Here is a 17,358-nt window from a genome sequence, read left to right as displayed (position 1 = left end):
CCGGACACCATACCTTTACCTCTGCCCCCGCCGCTGGGTAGCATGCCCCCTCGTTCACCACCGGAATCTCATCCATGTCTCGCGTCATCCTGCTCTGGAGCGGTGGCAAAGATGCCATGCTGGCCCTCTGTCATGCTCGCCAAGCGGGCCATCAGGTGATGGCACTGGCCACCTTTGCGCCGCCAGAACCCCGATTTCTCGCTCACCCCTTGCCGCTGGTGCGCCGTCAGGCGGAAGCCCTCGAGCTACCCCATCTGCTGGTCACCATAGAAGCGCCGTTCGATCTCGGTTATGAGCGGGCACTGGCACGGCTCAAGGAGGAGTGGCAACTCGATGGCGTAGTTACCGGCGATATCGACAGCGTGGGCGGTGCGCCTAACTGGATCCGCGAACGCTGCCAGCCGCTGGGCCTCACCGTCCATACCCCGCTCTGGCAGCAATCTCGTCAAGCCTTGCTGGCGGATATGCTGGCGCGTGGCATCGTCGCCCACCTCTCCTGCGTCGATACCCGGGTGCTTTCCCCCGAGTGGACTGGACGCACCCTTGATGCCGCCACCCTCTGCGAGCTACAACAACTGGCCGAGCGCGAGGGCTTCGATGCCTGTGGCGAGCAGGGGGAGTACCACACCATGGTGACCGACGGCCCGGGCTTTGCCGCCCCGCTGCGCCTCGATGGCTGGCAGGTGGCGCGGCAGGATCATCTGGCCTATCTGGCCGAGCCACAGGGGTAACGGCCTCAAGCCATCTGGCCCGCTCACTCAGCGCGCGAAAAATCGAGATAAAAAAACGGGAGGCAACAGCCTCCCGTTTGGATTTGAGCGGACCAGTTTTGAGCGGGCCATGACGACCCGAACAAGGGATAAACCGGCTTATTTCGCCAGCTTGCCCAGCACCCGCTGCAACAGGCGGATGCGTGGTTCGATGCTCTCCAGCAGCAGGAATTCCGCCTCCGAGTGGAAACCACCGCCCATGGGGCCGAAGCCATCCAGCGACGGCACACCCGCGGCGGCGGTGAAGTTGGCATCCGAGCCGCCACCGGCCTCCAGCCAGTTGAAGGGGATCCCCTCCTCGTTGGCTGCCTCCTCTACCAGCGCCATCAGCGCCTCGGTGTCACCGCTCGGGCGCATCGCCGGCTTGAAGGTCTGGCGATCCACCTCGACCCGACAACCCGCGAGGAAGGGGTTGTTGGCCATAAAGGTGAGCCGGTCGTGTACCGCAGCGGCCTCTTCGTTGCTCCAGAAGCGCAAATCCACGATCGCCTCGGCAAAGTCCGGCACCACGTTGACGCCGGTGCCGCCCTGTACCACGCCGACGTTCATGGTGGTGCCCGTGGTCATGTTGACCTGCTCGTTGATGGCCAGCACCCAGTGCGCCAGCTCGGTGATAGCAGAGACACCTTCGGTCAGGGCCGAACCGGCGTGGGACGCCTTGCCGTGGAAGGTGATGCGGTACTTGGCATTGCCCTTGCGGGCGCTGATGAGATCGCCACTCGGGCGAGCAGCTTCAGCCACCAGCACGCAGCCGCTCTGTTTGGCCTTCTCCACCAGCCAATCTTTCGACCAGGGGGAGCCAATCTCTTCGTCGCAGTTGCAGCAGACCAGCACCTTGAGCTTGGCATGCAATGCCGGATCCATCTCTTTGAGGGCATAACAGATAGAGAGCAGGCCGCTCTTCATGTCCGAGACGCCGGGGCCAAAGGCTTGATTGCCTTCGATTTTCAGCGGGCGCTTGGCCGCCGTCCCCTCGGGGAAGACGGTATCCATGTGGCCGCACAGCATCACGTCGTAGTGATCGGCACCCGGCGCATTGGTGATCTCGAGGCAGGGGCCGCACTCTGCAGCGAACTGGTGGCGGGTCACCTGCCAGCCGATGGCCTCATATTTCTCGGTCATGATGTCGGCCACTTTCGCTACCCCGGCCGGGGTGCGAGTACTGCAATCGAGGTTGATGAGCGGGGCCAGATCGGCCAGATAGCTATCGAGGGAAAACGGGCTCTTTACAACTGTCATTATCTTCTCCATGCAACAATCAGCGTTGATGGCCGATCGTCTATTGCAACAATGCGACACAGTGAGAAAAAGGCGGGCAGCCATGCCACCCGCCCGACCGGTAAATTCCAAACACCACTACATAACCCACATCACTACATGAACAGCAGATAATTGAGGGTCAGCGCCGTCACCAGCGCCCCCGCCATCGGCACGCTGGTGCGCTTGACCACGGTAAAGGGCGATACCTTGGCAATCCCCGCACAGGCGATCAGCACAGCCGCGATGGGAGAGACGGTACGGCCGATACTGGAAGCGAGCTGCATCGGCAGCAGCATGGTCACCGCCGGTACGCCAAACTTGGCTGCTACCGCCGGTGCCAGGGTCGAGAAGCTGAGGAACGCCGCGTTGCCGGAGCCCATGATGACCGCCGCTACCATGATCAGCGCCACCATCACCAGCGTCATCAGACCACTGCCGATACCGGCATTGCTGGCAGAGTGCAGCAGGGTATCAATGGCGCCGATGGCCTTGAGGGATTCGGCAAACAGCTCGGCACAGACGATAAGCGCCACCACGGGGCCAAACACCTTGCCCATGCCATCAAGGAAGCTGGAGAGCCCGGCAAAGGCGGTGCGCACCGAGCGGCTACGCAGCAGCTCGCACAGCATGCCGATAAAGACTGACAGCAGCATGGCCACCTCCACGCTCATCTTGATGTCGCTCACCAGCAGCTTGGAGAAGGTCATCATCAGCACGAAGGGGATGATGGGCAGCAGGGCATACCAGGTGGGGGCCTGCACGCTCTCGGTGCCCTGCTCGTCCAGCTCGGCGTGATCGCCACGATGGAGCGCCGGATCCCAGCCATCCTTGCGATCGCAGTGACGCTGCCAGAAGAAGTGCAGCACCATAGTCACCAGCAGCATGGGGGCCACCAGCCAGATCTGGTAGTCAACGAAATAGCTAGTCGGATCCATGCCGGATTGACCGGCGGAGAAGATGGCGTTGGTCTGGGTCGGGCCAATCTCGAACGCCTGGGAGGTGGCGATGACGCCACAAGCGGAGGCCGGGCTGATGCCGAGGTTGCGCATCACCGGATACATGGTGACCATCAACAGCAGACCAAGGCCGGTGGCGGAGGTGACGAACAGGGAGACGAATACCGCCACCAGATAGCAGATGGAGAGCATCAGGTAGCTGGACTGAATGCCTGCCACCGGTTTGACCGCCACCCGCACCAGCGCCTGGGAGGCACCGATATGGGACATGTAGGTGGCAAAGCCGGCCACCGCCATGATGGTGAGGCCGAGGCCCGCCGCACGGTAGGAGAAGATCCCCTTGAACACTTCGAACAGATCGAACAGGGCGAAGCCGGTGCTCTTGTCAGCGGGCAGAATGGGGTGCAATCCCAGCCAGTAGGCCAGGGTGAAAATGGCCATGCCCGCCAGCGCCAGCACCGCCTGCGGGTTGTAATCCTTGATGATGCCGTAGACCACGGCGACCAGAACGAGCAAGACGAATAAAAGTTCCAATATTCACTCCTGATAAATTTATCGAAGAGCGAAATCTAGTGATCTGACCACTGTTTGCCTTTGATCCCTATCAATAAAGGTGCCGTCACCGTGATTCATTAGCATAATATGTCGGCCATGTAACAATTTTTCGTTATTTCAACTACCGAAAAACCTTTATCACCCCATATCCGGGAATTGTGTGACGCGACTCCCCTCTTTTTTGCGTTGGATCAACATATGACGGCGCCGAACTGGCGAAGATGCGCTTCGACATATAGCGACCATTTCGCGCCGGAGAGAGTTATGACAAGCCAAGCCACCGCAGGTGCTTCGACCTGCGACTACAAGCTGTGGGACATCCTCGTCGAGTCTGCAAAGGAACGCACTACCATTCGTTACTCCAAACTGGCCAAGCAGGCCGGGCTGGAGCAGTGCCAGGATGAACTGCGCACCCTGCTGCAACGCATCCGCATGTACTGCACCGAAAACAACCTGCCGATCCTCTCCGCCATCGTGGTGGATGACGTGGGCAAATACACTGGCCTCTCTTCCAGCCTGCCTGATGCACCCTGGGAACGGGCCCGGGTCTTTGACCATGAGTGGACCACCCTGCACTGATTGAGGTGCTTGATGATGCCGACCAAAACGCGCCCGCTGGCGCGTTTTGGCTATCTGGCGTTTGCCCCCTTCTCTTTTTCTCCTGCAATAGTCGATCTTCTCCCGCAATACCCAACCCCATCGGGCACACCAGCCCCACAGCTTCTGACCTTGTGCTCAAAATCGCCGTTCAGGTGTGACCAGTTCCGGTAAAACCCGCGAGCCGGACCATCGGCGTTGCCATGGGATTGCCACAATGCCAGAATCGGGCCCTTGCACTGCGTTGATTCGGATTTTCGGGCGCGGCCCACGGCCAGCGCCCACAAGAGAAGGACTCCCCATGGCCATCACCCTCTATGGCATCAAGAACTGCGACACCATCAAGAAAGCCCGCAAGTGGCTGGATGAGGCCGGTATCGACTACCGCTTTCACGACCACCGCGCCGACGGCCTGAACCCGGACGATCTGGACAGCTGGCTGGCAAAACTCGGCTGGGAAGCCCTGCTCAACAGCCGCGGCACCACTTTCCGTGCCCTGCCGGACGAGGCCAAACAGGGGCTCGACACCGCCAAGGCGCGCGCCCTGTTGCTGGAGCACCCGGCGATGATCAAGCGCCCGCTGCTGGATCGTGACGGCGAACTGACCCTGGGTTTCAAGGCCGATCACTACCAATCCCTCTTCTCCCGTTAAGGACAACTAAGGACAACTGATGTCGGATGTCATCGCACTGGCCAAGGATCTGATCCGCCGCCCCTCCGTTACCCCGCTGGATGAAGGGTGCCAGACCCTGATGGCGGAGCGCCTCGCCAAACTCGGCTTTGTTATCGAGCCCATGGTCTTTGAGGACACCACCAACCTCTGGGCCCGCCGTGGCAGCGAGGGGCCGCTGTTCTGCTTCGCTGGTCACACCGACGTGGTGCCTGCCGGCCCGCTGGAGAAATGGCACTCCCCGCCGTTCGAGCCGACCATCAGGGATGGCGTGCTCTACGGCCGTGGTGCCGCCGACATGAAGGGCTCGCTGGCCGCCATGGTGGTGGCGGTCGAGCGCTTTGTGGCCGAGCATCCGGATCACGCCGGGTCGATCGCCTTCCTTATCACCTCCGATGAGGAGGGGCCCTTTATCAATGGCACCACCCGGGTGATCGACACTCTGGAAGCGCGCCACGAGAAGATCACCTGGTGCATCGTCGGCGAGCCCTCCTCCACCGCCGTGGTCGGGGATGTGGTGAAAAATGGCCGCCGCGGCTCCATCACCGGCGATCTGCTGGTGCGCGGGGTGCAGGGGCATGTCGCCTACCCCCATCTGGCGGACAACCCCATTCATAAAGCAGCGCCAGCGCTTGCGGAACTCGCCGCCACCGTGTGGGATGAGGGCAACGCCTACTTCCCGCCCACCAGCTTCCAGATTGCCAACATTCAGGCGGGCACCGGCGCCTCCAACGTCATTCCGGGCGAACTGCACGTCCAGTTCAACTTCCGCTTCAGCACTGAACTGACCGACCTGGATATCCGCGAGCGGGTCGAGGAGTTGCTGGATAGACACGGTCTCGATTACCAGCTGAACTGGACCCTCTCCGGCCAGCCGTTCCTCACCGATACCGGCAAACTGCTGGCGGCGGCGGTCTCTGCCATCGAGGCGGTCAATGGCCAGCAGCCAGCCCTGCTCACCACCGGCGGCACCTCGGACGGGCGCTTTATCGCCCCCACCGGCGCCGAAGTGATTGAGCTTGGCCCGGTCAACGCCACCATCCACAAGGTGAACGAGTGCGTGAAGGCAGACGATCTGGATCTGCTGGCCGACATGTATCAAGGGGTGCTGGAGCGACTGCTGGCATGACGCAGGAACAACTGATGGGGCTCGACGAGAGCCACCTTATTGTGGTGGGGCGCGGCCCCCACCGCCTGACCCCGGCGGCGGCAGCCTCCTTCAACGACATGCAGGTGGCCGCCGCCCACGCCGGTTTCAACCTGCAACCGGCGTCCAGCTGGCGCGGTTTTGATCGCCAGCTCGCCATCTGGAATGGCAAATGGCGCGGCGAGCGGCCACTGCTCGATGCCAACAGCCAGCCCATTGATGCCTTGCAGCTGAGCGATGAAGAGCGGCTACACGCCATTTTGCGCTGGAGCGCCCTGCCCGGCACCAGCCGTCACCACTGGGGCACCGATCTCGACATCTACGACCCGGACTGCCTGCCTGCCGACACCAAACTGGCGCTGGAGCCCTGGGAGTATGAAGCCGGGGGCTGGTTTGCCGACTTGAGCGAGTGGCTCACCGACCATATGGGGGATTTCGGTTTCTTCCTGCCCTATGCCAAGCCGGTTGGAGCAGGCAGTGGCGTCGCCTACGAGCCGTGGCACATCAGCTTCGCCCCCGAAGCGGGCGAGCAACAGCTCGACCCGGCGGCGCTGGCACTTTGCCTGCAACAGGCGGATATTGAAGGCAAGGCGACCATTCTGGCCAATCTGGACAAGATCCTGGCCCGTTACGTCACCTTGCCATCCACTGAATTGCCCTGCGATGAAAGGAGTAGCACATGAATCTCTGGCTCTGGATAGGGCTGCCACTGCTCTTTCTGCTCGGGCTGTTTCTCAATGCCATCAAAGACATGAAACGGCTGGAGAAGCAGTTGCCCAAATACAAGGACAAGATCCGTGAAGTGAAGGACGATGACGACGACTGAGTCGTGCCATCCGGGGAGCATCAGTGTGCTCCCTTCTCTTTTTCTCCTGTTTATCTCTCCCCCTTGCCTCTACGCCCCCGGCATCAGGTTTCCATCTGACCATCACTGCCAACATCCCCTCTCACCCACTCTGAGGGGTCAGAAGATGGCGCGCGAGTGGTGAAAAAATGTCAAAAGATGCAAATTAATGCACGATTAAACCACACAAGGGGGTCTTAACTGCATATAATGCGCCTACTTTTCCGTTAGTCAGAAAGGAGTTCGCCCTTGGATGCAGTGACCATCAACAGTTTCTTTTTTGTCGGTGCCCTGTTGGTTGGAGCCAGTGTCCTGCTAAGTGCGCTCTCTTCCCGTCTCGGTATTCCCATTCTGGTCATCTTCCTCGCCGTCGGTATGCTGGCGGGGGAAGATGGCCCCGGCGGCATCCACTTCGCCGACTACTCCATCGCCTATCTGGTGGGCAACCTGGCGCTGGCCATCATCCTGCTCGACGGCGGCATGCGCACCCGGGTCTCCTCGTTCCGGGTGGCGCTCTGGCCAGCCCTGTCGCTGGCGACGGTCGGGGTAGCCATCACCACCGGCCTGACGGGGCTCGCCGCCGCCTGGCTGTTTGACCTCAACCTGATGCAGGGGATGCTGATCGGCGCCATCGTCGGCTCCACCGATGCGGCAGCGGTCTTCTCCCTGCTCGGCGGGCGCAGCCTCAACGAGCGGGTGAGCGCGACGCTGGAGATAGAGTCGGGCAGCAACGATCCCATGGCGGTCTTTCTCACCGTCACCCTGATCGAGGTGCTGGCCAGCAGCCAGCAGGATCTCAACGCCGGTTTTCTGCTGCTGCAGCTCATCAAACAGTTCGGCCTTGGTGCCGGGATCGGCCTTGCCGGTGGCTGGCTGCTATGGCGGCTGATCAACACCGCCCGCCTGGCACCGGGTCTCTACCCGCTGCTCACCGTGAGCGGCGGCCTGCTCATCTTCGCCCTCACCACGGCGGTCGGTGGCAGCGGCATCCTTGCCATCTATCTCACAGGTCTGTTGCTCGGCAACCTCTCCCTGCGCAGTCGCAGCACCACCTTGTCGGTGCTGGACGGCCTGACCTGGCTCAGCCAGATCGGCATGTTTCTGGTGCTGGGGCTGCTCGCCTCGCCCCACAAGCTGCTGCCCATCGCCCTGCCAGCGCTGGCGCTGGCGATGTGGATGATCCTGTTTGCCCGCCCCATCTCGGTCTGGATCGGGCTGCTGCCGTTCAAGAACTTCGCCCCGCGCGAACGCTGGTTTATCTCCTGGGTTGGCCTGCGCGGCGCGGTGCCCATCATTCTGGCGGTCTTCCCCATGATGGCGGGGCTGCCCAACGCCCAGCTCTACTTCAACGTCGCCTTCTTCGTGGTGCTGGTCTCGCTGATTTTGCAGGGCAGCTCGCTGCCGCTGGCCTCAAAACTGGCGCGGGTCGAAGTACCGGCACCGCCGTCCCCCATCAATCGCTCGGGGCTCGAGATCGATCTCGACAGCCAGTGGGAGACCTTCGTCTACCAGCTGGGGGAAGAGAAGTGGTGCATCGGCTCGCCGCTGCGGGATCTGCGCATGCCTGCCGGCACCCGGGTCAGCGCCCTGTTTCGCGGCCGCGAGCTGCTCCACCCCTCGGGCAGTACCTGCCTGCAGGCGGACGATATCCTCTGCGTCATCGGCCACGAGCGCGATCTGCCTGCCCTTGGCCAGCTCTTTAGCCAAGCGCCGGAGCAGGATCTCGGCCCGCGCTTCTTCGGTGACTTCCAGCTGGATGCCGCGGCGCGACTGGTGGATCTCGCCCCTATCTACGGGCTGGATGTGAGCGAGGTGGCGGATCAGACACTGGGCGATTTTATTGCCAGCCAGCTTGGCGATAATCTGGTAGTCGGTGACAACATCGAGTGGCAGGGCCTGATCTGGACCGTGGCCGAAATGGATGAGAGCATTCCCGTCAAGATCGGGGTTCGTTTTCAGGAAGAGGATCCGGTCTAGACGACCGGCCCGTATCAAGTCCCCCAGCAAGAAGGGAGAGAGTTATGCCATATCAGAGTTTGCAGTCCGGTCTGCTGCCCCCCTCTGCCAATCTGGGGGTGATCGAGGGCTTTTTTGGCAAGGGATGGAGCTGGCAGGCCCGTGCCCGCTACGCCCAGTGGCTGCCGCGCCACGGCTACGGCTTCTATATCTACGCCCCGAAAGAGGATGGCTATCTGCGCAAACACTGGGCCCTCCCCTGGCCCGAGCAGCAGTTGGCGGATCTCGCCGAACTGGCGCGCCAGTGCCGCGCCAACGGCCTCGCCTTCGGGGTGGGCTTGAGCCCCATGGGGGCGCATCACGACTATGATCGCAAGCGCCCGGCGCTGCTCGAGAAGGTGCGCCTTATCGACGAAGTGCTGCAACCCGACATTCTGGCAGTGCTGTTTGACGACATGAAGGGGGATACCCCGGACCTGGCCCGGCACCAGCTCACCATCGCCCACGACATTGCGGCCCACAGCAAGGCGAGCCGCCTCATCTTCTGCCCCAGCTACTACTCGACCGATCCGGTGCTGGAGAAGGTGTTCGGCGCCATGCCACCGCGCTATCTGGAGGAGATTGGCGAGCAGCTCGACCGCCGCTTCGAGATCTTCTGGACCGGCCCCAAGGTCTGCTCGACCGAGTATCCGGCGGTACACCTCAAGCAGGTGACCGAGCTGCTCGGCCGCAAGCCCTTCCTGTGGGACAACTACCCGGTCAACGATGGCAGCAAGGCGAGCAGCTATCTCTATCTGCGTGCCTTCGAGAACCGCCCCGCCGAGCTGGCGGAGCTGCTCTCCGGCCACGCGGTCAACCCGATGAAGCAGGCGGCGCTCTCCGCCCTGCCGCTCGCCACCCTGCCGATGAGCTACAAGCTCGGCAAGCAGTATGATCCCGACAAGGCGCTGCACGCCTCCCTCAACGCCACCTGTGGCCCGCAGATCTCGGCGATGATTGAGGCCGACCTGCCGCTGTTTCAGGATCTGGGGCTGGCCCAGCTCACTCCCGAGCAGATTGCCGCCCTCAAGGCGCGCTACCTGCCGTTTCGCGATCAGACATGCGTCGATGAAATCGTGCGCTGGCTGGACGGCGAGTATGTGTTCGACCCGGACTGCCTGACCGATTAAACCGCCCCTGCGGGGGGCAGAAAGGAGGTTGTATGGATGCACACCAGCTTTACCAGAATCTGGCGGTGATCGCCGCCTTCTTGCTGATCTACAGTCTGATCGCGGGGCGCTTCGAGTCAAAGCTGGTCAACGGCCCTCTGCTATTTCTGCTGACCGGCTGGCTACTGGGGCCGGGAGGGCTTGAGCTGCTCTCCCTCTCCATCGACAGCGCCGGCATCAAGCTGCTGGCCGAGCTGACGCTGGTCATCGTGCTGTTCAACGATGCCGCCAACACCAACTGGCAGGTATTGCTGACCAACCGCCAACTCCCCATCCGGCTGCTGCTGATTGGCCTGCCCCTCACCCTGCTCTGTGGCGCCCTGTTTGGCCACTGGATCTTCCCCGACTTGCCACTGCTGGAGATGGCCATCCTCTCCACCATTCTTGCCCCCACCGATGCGGCGCTCGGCAAGGCGGTGGTAAGCAACCCCGCGGTGCCGGCACCGGTGCGTGAAGGGCTCAATCAGGAGAGCGGCCTCAACGACGGCATCTGCGTACCGGTGCTGCTTCTGCTGCTGGCCCTTATCGCCCCCACCGAGCAGCACGCAGGCACAGCGACGCTGGCCATCACCCTGATGCTGGAGGAGATCGGCATTGGCCTGCTGGTCGCCTTTGTACTGACCAGCCTCACCATACGGCTACTGAAAATCTCCTATCTCAACGGCTGGCAACTGCCGCTCTGGCGCCAGCTCACCATGCCGGGGCTGGCCCTGCTCTGCTTTGCGCTGGCACAAACCCTGGGGGGCAGCGGCTTTATCGCCGCCTTTGTCGGTGGCCTCTTTATCGGCCACCGCCTCGGCGAGCACAAGCACGCCTATATGGACAGCTGCGAAGGCTACGGCGACCTGCTCTCCGTGGTGATCTGGATGGTATTTGGCGCGACCCTGATGCCCATTCTGCCCGAGCTGCTGCACTGGCAATACTGGCTCTATGCCACCGCCAGCCTTACCCTGCTGCGGATGGTGCCGGTTTGGCTGAGCCTCATCGGCACCGGCCTCAAGCCCGAACTCAAGCTCTTTATCGGCTGGTTCGGGCCGCGGGGCCTTGCCAGCATCGTCTTTGCGGTGATGGTGCTGCAAAACGAGCCTGCCCTGATTGGCCAGCGCCCCATCATCGCCACCGTGCTCTGCACCATCATATTGAGCGTCATCCTGCACGGCCTCACCGCCAACCCCTGGGTCGAGCGTTTCAAGCCTCGCTGAGCCACCCTGCGCCCATTAAAAATGCCACCGACCGGTGGCATTTTTCTTTTGTGGCGAGAGTCACTGACAGCTCTTACCCGAGCGCCAGCCAGACCCCCACCCCCAGCATCAGGGTACCGGCGATGCGGTTCATCAGGGTGACATTGCCGCTCTTGGCAAGGAAGTGGCGCAGGGTGCGGCCACCGCTGGCGTAGAGCAGCAGACAGGAGAACTCGATGACCAGGATCAGCGCCACCAGCGCGCTGATCTGCGGCGCCATCGGCTTGTCGGCAGAGATAAAGGGGGGCAGCAGGGAGATCATGAAGGCCCACCCCTTGGGATTGGCGATGGCGGTGACAAAGCCCTGCAGCGCCAGCCCCATGGCGCTGGTCTGCTGACCGGCCGAGAGATCCGCCGGAATGGCCATCTTCCCCTTGGCCTGCCACATCTGGATGCCGAGCCACACCAGATAAGCGCCCCCCACATATTTGAAGGCGGCGAAGATCTCCGGATAGTTGAGCATGATGGCAGCCACCCCGATCACCGACAGCACCGAGACCAGCCCGACCCCGATCAGCTCCCCCCACATCATGTGCAGGGTTCGGCGCACCCCCAGGCTCATCCCCAGGGTCATCGACAGGGTCATGCACATGCCGGGGGTCACCGAGACAAAGAAAAAGGTCGGGATAAACAGAGCCAGAATGGCCGGATCGATCCAGCTGGACACAACACACCTCCATATGACGAGAGCGGGAAATCACGAAAACGGGACAGGATTGACACAATCCAGCCAGTTGTACCACATATTCAGGGGATAAAGCGCTCAATCATGCCTAAATGGCTCCTTTCTCACAAGAAAAAACCTTTTCTTCAGCACATTTCAGCAATAAAAGCCTGTGACAGCTCCTGACGTGCATGTGTAATATGTCGGCTCCTCCAATTCCGGATTAGAGCCATTTATGTCATTGAATAATCTATCAATACGTGTCCAGGTCTTGATACCTTTGCTGCTGGCCAGCCTGCTGATGATGGTGATGATCGCCATCAGCAAACAGGGTCTGGATGAAGCCATCAATGACATAGATGAGACGACCCAGACCGTGGTCCAGCACAAGGACGATATTGCCAAACTGATCCACGCCACCTACCGGCTGCGCACCAGCGCCATCTATGGCCTCTACGATGCCAAGCTGTTTGCCGCACTGCCCGCAAACCTCAACAGCGCCGAGCAGGAGATCAACGCCATCCTCGGCCGTCTGGTGCTTCCCGGTGCCGAGCAGAATAACCGTCAGGTCGCTGCCGCTCTGCAGGCCTACCTCAACCATACCCGCAGCAACATGCTGCCGCTGCTGGCGCAAAAACATCAGGGTGGCGGCGATCCGGTCGCCTACGAGGCGGCTCGCCTCCATTTCCGCGAGCTGGGTGAACAGCTGATCAAGCAGATCGACAGCATGTCCGCCCACATCAACCAGCTGATCCAGCAAGAGCTGGCCGAAGAGCAGGCCCACTACGACGCCACCCTGCTGCGTACCCTGCTGCTCACCGCCGGTACCCTGCTGGCGGCGCTGATCTGCGGCTGGGTCCTCTCCGGTCGCATCGTCAGCCCCATCGGTCAGTTGCAAGAGGTGATGCACGCCGTGGCGCAAGGGCGCTTCAACGTTCGCGCCAAAGCGGAGGGCAACAACGAGCTGACCCGTCTGGCCAAAGATATCAACCTCACTCTGGGGCAACTTGGTAGCACCATCGAGAACCTGACCGGGATCAGCAACAGCGTCGCCTCCGCCGCTACCGAGCTGGCCGCCGTGATGACCCAGTCCGAGGTCAATGCAAAGCAGCAGCACAGCGAGATCGAACAGGTCGCCTCCGCCGTAACCGAACTCTCCAGCACCGCTGACAACGTCAACCACAATGCAGCCATCGCCGACGAGCTGGCGCGGGATGCCAATGGCCGGGTCGAACAGGGGCTCGCCCTCTTTACCGAAAGCATCGCCGCCAACAGCCGGATGGCGGGCAGTCTGGAAGATGCCGCCGCCATCGTGGCCCAGCTCAAATCCCAGTCCGAGCAGATCGGCAAGGTAATTGAAGTGATTCAGGGGATCTCCGAGCAGACCAACCTGCTGGCGCTCAATGCCGCCATCGAAGCGGCCCGTGCCGGTGAAACGGGTCGTGGTTTTGCGGTGGTGGCCGACGAAGTGAGAATGCTGGCGGCCCGTACCCAGGACTCCACCAAGGAGATCCAGGCCATCATCGAGCGGCTGCAGAGCCAGTCCCAATCCGCCAACAACGGCGTACAGGAGACGCTGGAGATCCTCAGCCATAACCAGCGCTTGTCGGCTCAGGTGCAGGATCTGCTAAGCGGCATTACCGGTGCCGTGCGCCAGATCAACGACGCCAACGCCCAGGTCGCTACCGCCGCCGAGGAGCAGTCCTGCGTTACCGCCGACATCAACCGCAATATCACCAATATTCACGAGATCGTGAGCCAGAGCTCCGCTGGCATCAGCCAGAGCGCCAGTGCCAGCAACGAACTCTCCCAGCTCGCCGAGCAGCAACGCAAACAGCTGGCCCAATTCCAGCTGTAAGCGCACAAAGTGAACCAGACAAAAAGGCCCGCAAGGGCCTTTCTTGTTGATGGAGCAATGGCTTTGTCTCTGTTTTAAACGCCATTTTTTGGCCGTTGGTGCCATAAGGGGCTGGGCTGAGGGGGCAAATGTGAGTATGGTAGAGGCACGTCACTCCCCCTCACGTGAGAACACCATGAGCCTGAGATTCAAGAAACCCGCTTTTATCGCCTTGGGGCTCATCGCCCTCATTTCCGCCGCCTGGCTCGACTACTACCTGCCGGAGCACACCATCGCCACCATCACCGGGGTCGAGGTGAAGCGTACCGACAAGGATGGCCCTATCAGCCAGAAGAACCCGGCTGACGGCCCCACCACCGACGTCTATTACATCTACACCGAGCGCCCCGGCGAGAAGATCCGGGTGTTTCGCAATGAAGATACCGAGTGGGGCTGGCCCTTCTACTTCAAGTTCAACGCCGCCGACGTCCAGGCCAAGGCCAAGTCGATGGAGTTCGAGAAACGCCTGGCCATCATCACCTCCTACGGCTGGCGCGTGAACATGTTCTCCATGTTCCCCAACGTCACCAAGATCGAGAGCACAGAGCCTGACGCCTCCACCTGGAGCTTCTTCCGCTGGTTCTGGTTCGGCCTCTGGGCACTGGTGATGGGCAAGGCAGCCATCGCAACCTGGCGCTACTTCGATCGTCTTGAGGATGAGATCTGATGGAGCCGAGCAAGACCCGCACCAGTTTCTACCGCCGCCTCTACGTGGCCTGGCTGATCAGCCAGGGCACGGATACGGTACCTGCCATCATGGAGGCGACCGGCATGCCGCGCCGCACCGCGCAAGATACCTTGAGCGCGCTGGCCGAACTCGATATCAGCTGCGCCTTCGAGCAGACCGAGGGGGCTCGCCACCTGCAGGGGCACTACCGCATCAGCGACTGGGGGCCCATCAACCCAGCGTGGATCAAGGCTCAACTGCCGCTTATCAAAGAGACGTTGAGCTATCCCTGAAATGATGTCGAGTCAGGCCTGCGACTGGGGAACCTATTGCAATCCGGCATGGATCAAGGCCCAGCTGCCTCTTATCAAGGAGACGCTGAGCTATCCCTGATTAGGGCGCTAAGCAACAATAAAAAAGAGGGGCCAGCCGACAAGACTGTCCCCTCTTTTTTCAGGCCGATGGCGTGACAGGTGGCCCTACTCGGGCATGGCCGAATCCTCAAGCTCCCCGTCTGACTCACCGCGGGTGCAGTCGATGATGGAGCGCTTGGGGTTGTTGGGATCGCGCAGCAGCAGGGGCGCCAACCCCTCGTCATGCTTCTGCTCGTCGCCAAACTCGCTGCCGTAGGCGTTGTGGGTCAACCGGCGGGCATTGGCGATGGGAGTATCGACAAAGAGAGCATGCACTTCGAAGCTGGAAGCGGGCACGATAAAGCCGACCACCGGCAAGCCGTGTAGCTCCTCGTGCACCTTGTACCAGGCAAAGCCGTCGCTCACCTTGTAGGGGGTGTAGTTGGCCAGTTGTAGATTGGCGGGCCTGCCCGTCTCATCTACATAGAGATCGGTAAATTCACAGGTCGCCAGCCCCTGCCACATCCGCTCGAATGGCGTCGCACAGCCTGTCAGTTGCAACCCGGCCAGCAGCACCAAGCCTCTCTTCCACATTCCCCGCCCCTTCTTGCAAAAATGAACCGGCGCTCAGTCAAACGCCCGCAGTCGCGTCACCAGCAGATCGATAAAGCCCGGACGATCCAGCCCCAGCAGCACCAGCGCATTGGCTGGCTTGCCAGTCAGGCCATAACGATCCACCACCGTCATCCCCACGGTATGCCCCCCTCTGGTCTCGATATCGACCCGGCACTCGACCCCGTGGAACAACTCGGGAGCCAGCAACCAGGCAATGGTACAGGGGTCGTGGAGCGGCGCACCAGCAAATCCCCACTTGGGATCCCGATGGTAGATCATGAAAAAGTCGAGCAACCCGGCCACGCACTGGGCCACCGGGTTGGTGATGGCGCGCACCCGTTCGATATCCTCATCCATCACCAGCGCCTCGTGGGTCACATCGAGGCCGCACATGGTAATTGGGATGCCCGACTTGAACACCATATCGGCCGCTTCCGGGTCCACATAAATATTGAATTCCGCCGCCGGCGTCCAGTTGCCAGCCCCTGCGGCGCCCCCCATCAATACGATGCGGGCGATCTTGCCCTTTAGTTCCGGGTGAGCCGCCAGCAGCAGGGCGATATTGGTGAGCGGGCCGGTCGGCACCAGAGTCACGGGCTCCGCGCTCTCGCGCAGACATTTGGCCATCAGCTCGATCCCCGTCATCCCCTGCGGTGCAAAGGCGGGATCCGGCAACTTGGGGCCATCGAGGCCCGACTCGCCATGGACGTTGTCGGCGATGATCAGCTCGCGGGCCAGCGGTTTCGGCGCCCCCGCCGCCACCGGAATATCGTCCCGCCCCAGCAAGGTGAGGATGCGCAGGGCATTGTTGAGGGTCTTGTCCGGCGTCTGGTTGCCCGCGCTGGTGGTAACTGCCAACACGTCAAGTTCTGGGCTGGCCAGCGCCAGAATAAGGGCGATGGCGTCGTCGTGGCCGGGATCACAATCGAGAATAACGGGCAGTGCCATGGAGAGACTCCTTACAACATCAAAGGGAGCCCTACCTTAGCAAGCTCGCAGCGGCTGAACTCGGGAGGGGGTCACAAAACGGTTCCTGATTTTTTTCAATCAGTTACCTTCGCACTGTCACGGCTCGCCAGTAGCAGGTCGCAATGAGGGGATGGTGTGGCGAGCGTATCCGCTACGCCGATTCGCGCCTTACCCGCCACTTGGGTATGATGACCCCCCGTTTTCTGCCTGTGCCCCCTATGTCCGTTATCGTCGACACCTTTATCGCCCCGCCCTGCAATGCCGCCATCGAGACCCTGTTCGAAGATGAGCACCTGCTGCTCATCAACAAGCCGAGCGGCCTGCTGAGCCTCTCGGGCAAGAATCCGCAGAACCTCGACTCGGTGCATTATCGACTGGTACAGGATTTCCCTGGCTGCACCCTGGTGCATCGCCTAGATTTTGGCACCTCAGGCATCATGGTGGTGGCCAGAAACAAGGCCATCAATGCCCTGCTCTGCCAGCAGTTCAGCCAGCGGGCGGTGAGCAAGGTCTACAGCGCCCTGCTCTGCGGTCATTTGATTGACGACGAAGGGGTTATCGACGCCCCCATCGCCAAGGATCCGGCCCTCTTTCCGCTGATGAAGATCTGCGCCGCCAGCGGCAAACCCGCCCGCTCCCGCTATCGGGTGATTGAGCGGCTGGAGTTGCAGATGCAGGGACAGACCGTGCCACTGACTCGGGTAAGGCTGGTGCCGGAGACCGGCCGCACCCATCAGCTGCGCATTCACAGCCAGCTGCTGGGCCACCCCATTCTCGGCTGCGATCTCTATGGCGGCCTGCTGCAACCCGGCTGCGAACAGGCGCCGCGGCTGATGCTGCATGCCAGCGAGCTGGATTTTGCTCATCCGGTGAGCGGCGAGCCGATGCAGATCCGCTGTGCCGCGCCTTTTTAGGGGCAATAGGTAGAGGCAGCCCGCAGAGACAACTAGCGCGAGTGCGGCGGGATCAGTGAAAGGCGTGACGAGAGA

The 17,358-nt window shown here is 61.6% G+C and carries 18 protein-coding genes; 13 read left to right on the top strand and 5 right to left on the bottom strand.

Going from position 1 to position 17,358, the window contains the following annotated elements:
• The first annotated feature begins 74 nt into the window (after positions 1-74).
• A complete protein-coding gene (locus I6L46_RS03160; RefSeq protein ID WP_216977379.1) occupies positions 75-731 on the top strand; it encodes an adenine nucleotide alpha hydrolase in 657 nt (218 codons plus the stop codon).
• A gap of 138 nt (positions 732-869) precedes the next feature.
• On the opposite strand, the gene I6L46_RS03155 is transcribed toward I6L46_RS03160, so the two are convergent.
• Both I6L46_RS03155 and dcuC read right to left on the bottom strand, forming a co-directional pair.
• On the bottom strand, positions 870-2,009 hold the full coding sequence (locus I6L46_RS03155) for a M20 family metallopeptidase (protein ID WP_216977378.1): 1,140 nt from the start codon (positions 2,007-2,009) through the stop codon (positions 870-872).
• 134 nt (positions 2,010-2,143) lie between these two features.
• Entirely contained in the window at positions 2,144-3,520 is a 1,377-nt protein-coding gene (gene dcuC / locus I6L46_RS03150) for a C4-dicarboxylate transporter DcuC (protein WP_103250482.1), read from the bottom strand.
• A gap of 285 nt (positions 3,521-3,805) precedes the next feature.
• Here dcuC and I6L46_RS03145 point away from each other — a divergent pair, with 285 nt between their 5' ends.
• From I6L46_RS03145 to I6L46_RS03110, 8 genes are all read left to right on the top strand, one after another.
• Positions 3,806-4,120 (top strand): hypothetical protein, encoded by a 315-nt coding sequence (locus I6L46_RS03145; RefSeq protein ID WP_005337929.1) that lies wholly within the window; start codon positions 3,806-3,808, stop codon positions 4,118-4,120.
• 319 nt (positions 4,121-4,439) lie between these two features.
• A complete protein-coding gene (locus I6L46_RS03140; protein WP_005337930.1) occupies positions 4,440-4,790 on the top strand; it encodes an ArsC family reductase in 351 nt (116 codons plus the stop codon).
• A 19-nt stretch (positions 4,791-4,809) separates the two neighbouring features.
• Positions 4,810-5,937: a succinyl-diaminopimelate desuccinylase gene (gene dapE, locus I6L46_RS03135; RefSeq protein ID WP_216977377.1), complete on the top strand. Its 1,128-nt coding sequence runs from the start codon at positions 4,810-4,812 to the stop codon at positions 5,935-5,937.
• Entirely contained in the window at positions 5,934-6,638 is a 705-nt protein-coding gene (locus I6L46_RS03130; protein WP_185227425.1) for a M15 family metallopeptidase, read from the top strand. The genes dapE and I6L46_RS03130 overlap by 4 nt, the downstream gene beginning before the upstream one ends.
• Entirely contained in the window at positions 6,635-6,781 is a 147-nt protein-coding gene (locus I6L46_RS03125; RefSeq protein WP_104015276.1) for a hypothetical protein, read from the top strand. Before I6L46_RS03130 ends, I6L46_RS03125 begins: the two co-directional genes overlap by 4 nt.
• 267 nt (positions 6,782-7,048) lie before the next feature.
• The gene (locus tag I6L46_RS03120; protein ID WP_041208372.1) at positions 7,049-8,776 is read left to right on the top strand and encodes a potassium/proton antiporter; all 1,728 of its coding nucleotides are present in this window, start codon (positions 7,049-7,051) and stop codon (positions 8,774-8,776) included.
• Between the two features lie 44 nt (positions 8,777-8,820).
• On the top strand, positions 8,821-9,924 hold the full coding sequence (locus I6L46_RS03115; RefSeq protein WP_216977376.1) for a beta-N-acetylglucosaminidase domain-containing protein: 1,104 nt from the start codon (positions 8,821-8,823) through the stop codon (positions 9,922-9,924).
• A gap of 32 nt (positions 9,925-9,956) precedes the next feature.
• Positions 9,957-11,165 (top strand): sodium:proton antiporter, encoded by a 1,209-nt coding sequence (locus tag I6L46_RS03110; RefSeq protein ID WP_216977375.1) that lies wholly within the window; start codon positions 9,957-9,959, stop codon positions 11,163-11,165.
• 73 nt (positions 11,166-11,238) lie between these two features.
• Here the strand turns inward: I6L46_RS03110 and I6L46_RS03105 are convergent, their stop codons facing one another.
• On the bottom strand, positions 11,239-11,871 hold the full coding sequence (locus tag I6L46_RS03105) for a LysE family translocator (protein ID WP_216977374.1): 633 nt from the start codon (positions 11,869-11,871) through the stop codon (positions 11,239-11,241).
• Positions 11,872-12,103: 232 nt separating this feature from the next.
• On the opposite strand from I6L46_RS03105, the gene I6L46_RS03100 reads away from it, so the two are divergent.
• The 3 genes from I6L46_RS03100 (at position 12,104) to I6L46_RS03090 (ending at position 14,725) form a co-directional block, all read left to right on the top strand.
• Entirely contained in the window at positions 12,104-13,726 is a 1,623-nt protein-coding gene (locus tag I6L46_RS03100) for a methyl-accepting chemotaxis protein (protein WP_216977373.1), read from the top strand.
• Positions 13,727-13,901: 175 nt separating this feature from the next.
• The gene (locus I6L46_RS03095; protein WP_005337948.1) at positions 13,902-14,432 is read left to right on the top strand and encodes a DUF1523 family protein; all 531 of its coding nucleotides are present in this window, start codon (positions 13,902-13,904) and stop codon (positions 14,430-14,432) included.
• On the top strand, positions 14,432-14,725 hold the full coding sequence (locus I6L46_RS03090) for a helix-turn-helix domain-containing protein (protein WP_204827381.1): 294 nt from the start codon (positions 14,432-14,434) through the stop codon (positions 14,723-14,725). The genes I6L46_RS03095 and I6L46_RS03090 overlap by 1 nt, the downstream gene beginning before the upstream one ends.
• A 186-nt stretch (positions 14,726-14,911) precedes the next feature.
• On the opposite strand, the gene I6L46_RS03085 is transcribed toward I6L46_RS03090, so the two are convergent.
• Both I6L46_RS03085 and rihA read right to left on the bottom strand, forming a co-directional pair.
• Positions 14,912-15,379, bottom strand: a complete 468-nt coding sequence (locus I6L46_RS03085) for a hypothetical protein (protein ID WP_005337958.1) — start codon at positions 15,377-15,379, stop codon at positions 14,912-14,914.
• Positions 15,380-15,412: 33 nt separating this feature from the next.
• On the bottom strand, positions 15,413-16,348 hold the full coding sequence (rihA, locus tag I6L46_RS03080) for a pyrimidine-specific ribonucleoside hydrolase RihA (RefSeq protein WP_216977372.1): 936 nt from the start codon (positions 16,346-16,348) through the stop codon (positions 15,413-15,415).
• A gap of 239 nt (positions 16,349-16,587) precedes the next feature.
• On the opposite strand from rihA, the gene I6L46_RS03075 reads away from it, so the two are divergent.
• Positions 16,588-17,283: an RluA family pseudouridine synthase gene (locus tag I6L46_RS03075; RefSeq protein ID WP_216978001.1), complete on the top strand. Its 696-nt coding sequence runs from the start codon at positions 16,588-16,590 to the stop codon at positions 17,281-17,283.
• The last annotated feature ends 75 nt before the right edge of the window (positions 17,284-17,358 follow it).

It is taken from the genome of Aeromonas sp. FDAARGOS 1416, from assembly GCF_019048085.1.
GTDB classification, from domain to species: domain Bacteria; phylum Pseudomonadota; class Gammaproteobacteria; order Enterobacterales; family Aeromonadaceae; genus Aeromonas; species Aeromonas veronii.
Note: the sequence above shows the minus strand (reverse complement) of the source record. Positions and strands in the feature narration are given on the sequence as shown.

Excerpts from the sequence above, each read along its gene's own strand:
- I6L46_RS03160 (WP_216977379.1), top strand. The coding sequence starts at position 75 with ATGTCTCGCGTCATCCTGCTCTGGAGCGGTGGCAAAGATGCCATGCTG.
- I6L46_RS03155 (WP_216977378.1), bottom strand. The coding sequence starts at position 2,009 with ATGACAGTTGTAAAGAGCCCGTTTTCCCTCGATAGCTATCTGGCCGAT.
- I6L46_RS03145 (WP_005337929.1), top strand. The coding sequence starts at position 3,806 with ATGACAAGCCAAGCCACCGCAGGTGCTTCGACCTGCGACTACAAGCTG.
- I6L46_RS03140 (WP_005337930.1), top strand. The coding sequence starts at position 4,440 with ATGGCCATCACCCTCTATGGCATCAAGAACTGCGACACCATCAAGAAA.
- dapE (WP_216977377.1), top strand. The coding sequence starts at position 4,810 with ATGTCGGATGTCATCGCACTGGCCAAGGATCTGATCCGCCGCCCCTCC.
- I6L46_RS03130 (WP_185227425.1), top strand. The coding sequence starts at position 5,934 with ATGACGCAGGAACAACTGATGGGGCTCGACGAGAGCCACCTTATTGTG.
- I6L46_RS03125 (WP_104015276.1), top strand. The coding sequence starts at position 6,635 with ATGAATCTCTGGCTCTGGATAGGGCTGCCACTGCTCTTTCTGCTCGGG.
- I6L46_RS03115 (WP_216977376.1), top strand. The coding sequence starts at position 8,821 with ATGCCATATCAGAGTTTGCAGTCCGGTCTGCTGCCCCCCTCTGCCAAT.
- I6L46_RS03110 (WP_216977375.1), top strand. The coding sequence starts at position 9,957 with ATGGATGCACACCAGCTTTACCAGAATCTGGCGGTGATCGCCGCCTTC.
- I6L46_RS03100 (WP_216977373.1), top strand. The coding sequence starts at position 12,104 with ATGTCATTGAATAATCTATCAATACGTGTCCAGGTCTTGATACCTTTG.
- I6L46_RS03095 (WP_005337948.1), top strand. The coding sequence starts at position 13,902 with ATGAGCCTGAGATTCAAGAAACCCGCTTTTATCGCCTTGGGGCTCATC.
- I6L46_RS03090 (WP_204827381.1), top strand. The coding sequence starts at position 14,432 with ATGGAGCCGAGCAAGACCCGCACCAGTTTCTACCGCCGCCTCTACGTG.
- I6L46_RS03085 (WP_005337958.1), bottom strand. The coding sequence starts at position 15,379 with ATGTGGAAGAGAGGCTTGGTGCTGCTGGCCGGGTTGCAACTGACAGGC.
- rihA (WP_216977372.1), bottom strand. The coding sequence starts at position 16,348 with ATGGCACTGCCCGTTATTCTCGATTGTGATCCCGGCCACGACGACGCC.
- I6L46_RS03075 (WP_216978001.1), top strand. The coding sequence starts at position 16,588 with ATGTCCGTTATCGTCGACACCTTTATCGCCCCGCCCTGCAATGCCGCC.